General features: G+C 69.4%; 4 protein-coding genes and 1 pseudogene. 4 read left to right on the top strand and 1 reads right to left on the bottom strand.

Going from position 1 to position 3,703, the window contains the following annotated elements; all coding sequences use genetic code 11:
- Nucleotides 1-175 precede the first annotated feature (175 nt).
- On the bottom strand, nucleotides 176-652 hold the full coding sequence (locus WAN71_RS05505) for a PH domain-containing protein (RefSeq protein WP_422224366.1): 477 nt from the start codon (nucleotides 650-652) through the stop codon (nucleotides 176-178).
- Between the two features lie 116 nt (nucleotides 653-768).
- Between WAN71_RS05505 and WAN71_RS05500 the strand changes: the two genes are divergently transcribed.
- The 4 genes and pseudogenes from WAN71_RS05500 to WAN71_RS05485 form a co-directional block, all read left to right on the top strand.
- On the top strand, nucleotides 769-1,695 hold the full coding sequence (locus WAN71_RS05500; protein ID WP_422224365.1) for an SDR family NAD(P)-dependent oxidoreductase: 927 nt from the start codon (nucleotides 769-771) through the stop codon (nucleotides 1,693-1,695).
- 29 nt (nucleotides 1,696-1,724) lie between these two features.
- Nucleotides 1,725-2,438, top strand: coding sequence for a phosphatidylserine decarboxylase (locus WAN71_RS05495; protein WP_422224364.1), 714 nt, complete (start codon nucleotides 1,725-1,727; stop codon nucleotides 2,436-2,438).
- On the top strand, nucleotides 2,435-3,295 hold the full coding sequence (locus WAN71_RS05490; protein WP_422224363.1) for a CDP-alcohol phosphatidyltransferase family protein: 861 nt from the start codon (nucleotides 2,435-2,437) through the stop codon (nucleotides 3,293-3,295). The genes WAN71_RS05495 and WAN71_RS05490 overlap by 4 nt, the downstream gene beginning before the upstream one ends.
- Nucleotides 3,292-3,703, top strand: a pseudogene (locus WAN71_RS05485) (ATPase); the annotation flags it as partial. The gene WAN71_RS05490 and the pseudogene WAN71_RS05485, both read left to right, overlap by 4 nt.

Here is a 3,703-nt window from a genome sequence, read left to right as displayed (position 1 = left end):
CCCTCACCCTCGACGGCTGGGCGCCGCTCAACAGAGCGAAGGCCAGCAGCAGCGCAGCCGTGCTCATGCGCGCCGCTCTCCCCCGCAAGCGGGTGGGGGTACCCCCAGCCGCGCAGCGGCGAAGGGGCGTGCCCCCACCTCATCGCTACCCCTGTCAATGTCGCCGGCGCGGCCGTCACGTGGCGTCCTCGGCACCGATCGCGGCGATGTCGGTCAATTGGGCGACGAGATGGTCGGCGACCGCGAGGTCGAGCGCGGCGATGTGCACTGCACCCGCGGACGAGGCGGTGGTGACGGTGACGTTGGCCAGACCGAACAACCGGTCCAGCGGGCCGCGATAGGTGTCGACGGTCTGCACCCGCGATATCGGCGCGATGCGCCTTTCCTGGACCAGCCAGCCCGTGCGGGTGTACACCGCCTGTGGGCTGACCTCCCACCGGTGCACCCGGTACCGCCACAACGGCACAACGGCTACCGAGATCGCCGCACCGACCACAGTGACGACGGCGACCAAAAGGTGTACCCAGGGCAGCCTCTGATCGAAGGCACTCCACACCACCTGACCGGCCGCCAGCACCAGCCACGGGACCAGACCGCCGATCGCCCACCGCAGCGGCGCGCGCCGACTGGGCGGATGTGCCGGATCGACCATGCCGACCACTGGCGGGCTCGGCTGGGGGTTATCCACATCATCGAGAATGCCACTGACCCTGCGGCGGATTGCACCGACACGGCGGCACCGATCATGAGTGGGTATCGTTTTCGCCGATGGGATCTAACGGCAAATGGAGTACGGCCGACGTGCCGGACCAAAGCGGCCGAGTTGCCGTCGTCACCGGCGCCAACACCGGTATCGGCTACCACACCGCCGCCGCGCTCGCCCAGAGCGGCGCGCACGTAGTGTTGGCGGTTCGCAATCTGGAGAAGGGCAACCTGGCGCTGGCGCGGATCGTGGCCGCCCATCCACACACCGATGTCACCTTGCAAGGGCTCGACCTGAGCTCGCTGGAATCGGTGCGGGCCGCCGCCACGGCGTTGCGCAAGGCCTACCCGCGCATCGACTTGTTGATCAACAACGCCGGCGTGATGTGGACGCCGAAGCAGGTCACCGCTGATGGGTTCGAAATGCAGTTCGGCACCAACCATCTCGGCCACTTCGCGCTGACCGGGCTGCTGCTGGACAATCTGCTACCGGTCCGGGGTTCGCGGGTGGTGACCGTCAGCAGCACGGGCCACCGACTCCGCGCCGCCATCCACTTCGACGACCTGCAGTGGGAACACCGCTACCACCGAATCGCCGCCTACGGGCAATCCAAACTGGCCAACCTGCTGTTCACCTACGAGCTGCAGCGCCGGCTGGCCGCCCGGGATCAGCCGACCACCGCCGCGCTGGCCGCCCACCCGGGCCTCTCGAACACCGAGCTGGCTCGCAACCTGCCCGTCGTTTTCAAACCCGCCGTCGTGCTGCTCGGTCCGCTGCTGTCTCAGAACCCGGCGATGGGCGCCCTGCCCACGCTGCGGGCCGCCACCGACCCGGACGCCGAAGGCGGGCAGTACTACGGACCCGACGGCCTGGGTGAGCAGCGCGGCCACCCGAAGCTGGTGTCTTCCAGCGCGCAGTCCCACGACGAGGACTTGCAGCGGCGGCTGTGGAAGGTCTCCGAAGAGCTGACCGGTGTGACCTATCCGGTCTGAGGCCAGCCGCGGCTCCGTAAGATGACCGCGTGGCACGACGTCCCCGCTCTACCGGTGAGAACCCGACGTTCGGCCCGCAGCGGCTGTTGTCGTTGCTGCGTTCGACCGTTCCGCCGGTGCATCCGGCCGGCCTGCCGTTCATCTCCGCCGGGTTGGCCGTGGCCTTGGGGGGACGGCGCTATCGATGGCTGCGCCGAGCCGGCCTGCTGACCGCCGGCGCGTGTGCCGGGTTCTTCCGGCACCCGCCGCGGGTACCGCCCAATCGGCCCGGCGTCGTCGTCGCTCCCGCTGACGGCCTGATCTGCGTCATCGACACCGCCGCCCCGCCCGCCGAACTCGGCTTGGGGAACGCAGAGTTGCCACGGATCAGCATCTTCCTGTCGCTGTTGGACGCCCACGTGCAGCGCGCCCCGGTCAGCGGTGAAGTTGTTGCCGTCCAGCACCGACCGGGTCGCTTCGGCTCGGCGGACCTGGCCGCGGCCAGTGCCGACAACGAACGCGTCAGCATGCAGATCCGCACCGCCGACGGAGCGGACGTCGTCGCGGTGCAGATCGCCGGTCTGCTGGCGCGACGCATCGTCTGTGACGCACACGCCGGGGACAAGCTGTCGATCGGTGACACCTACGGGCTGATCCGGTTCGGCTCCCGCCTCGATACCTATCTGCCCGCCGGGGCCGAGGTGTTGGTCAGCGTCGGCCAGCGGGCGGTCGGCGGCGAGACGGTGCTGGCCGAACTGTCATGATCACCAAACCTCGCGGTAGGCGAGTGGTGCCCCTGCGCATCCTGCCCAGCTCGATGAGCGTGCTGGCCATCTGCGCGGGGCTGACCTCGATCCGGTTCGCGCTGGAGGGCCAGCCGCACGTGGCGATAGCGCTGATCGCCGCCGCCGCGATCCTCGACGGTCTCGACGGCCGGGTGGCCCGCATCCTGGACGCCGAGTCGCGGATGGGCGAGGAGATCGATTCGCTTGCCGACGCGGTGAACTTCGGGGTGGCCCCCGCGGTGGTGGTCTACGTGTCGTTGCTGCCCTCGGTGCCGGCCGGCTGGGTTGTGGTGTTGCTGTACGCGGTGTCAATCGTGTTGCGGTTGGCCAGGTTTAACGCGTTGCTCGACGACGCTACCCAACCGGCCTTCGCGCGGGAGTATTTCGTCGGGATACCGGCGCCGGCCGGCGCAATCTCGGCGCTCGGCCCGCTCGCGGCCAAGCTGCAGTTCGGCGCGGGCTGGTGGACGTCGCCGTGGTTCGTCTGCGCGTGGGTGGCGGCCTGCTCGATGCTGGTGGTGAGCCGGATCCCGATGCGCAAGATGCATGCCGTCTCGGTGCCGCCGAACCTGGCCGCGCTGTTGCTGGCAGCGTTGGCGATCGTCGCGGCCGCGGCGTTCCTGTTCCCCTACATCCTGATCATGGTGCTGATCGCCGCCTACTTGCTGCACATTCCGTTTTCCGTGCACAGTTACCACTGGCTGGCGGCGCATCCTGAGGCTTGGGGCGAAAAACCCAAGCAGCGCCGCGCGACCCGACGCGCGATCCGCCGCGCGCAGCCCAACCGCCGGTCGATGGCGCGGTTGGGTCTGCGCAGGCCCACCGGGCGGACATGACGGCCCCGACGCTCACGCTGACGGCTCGGCTGAACACCTCGGCCGTCGACTCTCGCCGCGGCGTTGTCCGGTTGCATCCCAACGCCATTGCCGCCCTTGGGATTCGGGAGTGGGACGCGGTGTCGCTGACCGGGTCGCGGACCACGACGGCGGTAGCCGGCATGGCCGGCCCGCAAACCCCGATCAGCACTGTTCTGCTGGACGACGTCACGCTGTCCAACGCCGGACTGGGCGAGGACACTGCTGTGATCGTGACCGCCGCGACGGTGTACGGCGCCCGGTCGGTGACCTTGAGCGGCTCGGCGATGACCAGTCAATCGGTTCCCCCGCCCACCCTGCGGCAGGCCCTGCTCGGCAAGGTGCTGACCGTCGGCGACGCGGTCTCGCTACTGCCACGCGACCTGGGAC

The organism is Mycobacterium sp. (assembly GCF_049280035.1).
Classification (GTDB): Bacteria; Actinomycetota; Actinomycetes; order Mycobacteriales; family Mycobacteriaceae; genus Mycobacterium.
The sequence above is the reverse complement of the archived record's forward strand: the minus strand, read 5'-3'. Positions and strand labels throughout refer to the sequence as shown.

Excerpts from the sequence above, each read along its gene's own strand:
- WAN71_RS05490 (WP_422224363.1), top strand. The coding sequence starts at position 2,435 with ATGATCACCAAACCTCGCGGTAGGCGAGTGGTGCCCCTGCGCATCCTG.
- WAN71_RS05505 (WP_422224366.1), bottom strand. The coding sequence starts at position 652 with ATGGTCGATCCGGCACATCCGCCCAGTCGGCGCGCGCCGCTGCGGTGG.
- WAN71_RS05500 (WP_422224365.1), top strand. The coding sequence starts at position 769 with ATGGGATCTAACGGCAAATGGAGTACGGCCGACGTGCCGGACCAAAGC.